We start from the raw sequence: 529 nt of genomic DNA on the forward strand, positions 1-529 counted from the left end.
CAGTCATCGCTGGTTCTTTGTTTATATTCGACTTCTTTGGCTTTATCGTTATTGTGTTTATCTTGGTAAATTGATAAAGTTTTTCTTTTTGGGTTGAAGTGGAGATGGAAATGGGTTAAATTAAAGTTATCATCGTGAACGAAAGCATCACCAAGGTAATAGTCTTTGTCGTCTTCTAAGAAGTGTTTAGGTCCTTTGTATTTAACGATTAAGCAATTACCACCTGGGCCTTTGTGTTGTTGTTTTTCGAAATTGATATAATAATGTAAATGGCTGTCATTTTTAGTATCGAAAGAAGCGGATTTGAATCCATTTAAAGTGGTATGGTTGTAAGTATCGCCATTTTTATTCCAACGGTCGAAAGGATGACGGTCTTTGATGTAACAAACTAAGTTAGAGGGTTCTTTTTGGATTTCGATAAGTTTTTGGATGTTCATAAATTGGAAAGATCCAATTTTGTCTTTGTTAGCGAGTTGTTGTTGATAATATCCGATTCCATTAAGGCCATCGAAGGTGTATTTGGCTTTAA

At 34.4% G+C, this 529-nt stretch carries 1 protein-coding gene; it reads right to left on the reverse strand.

Annotation, left to right across the window (positions count from 1 at the left end; all coding sequences use genetic code 11):
* On the reverse strand, positions 1-529 hold a 529-nt coding region (locus OL66_RS00900), incomplete at both ends, for a hypothetical protein (RefSeq protein ID WP_034172091.1).

It is taken from the genome of Chrysanthemum yellows phytoplasma (assembly GCF_000803325.1).
Taxonomy (GTDB): Bacteria; Bacillota_I; Bacilli_A; order Acholeplasmatales; family Acholeplasmataceae; genus Phytoplasma; species Phytoplasma asteris.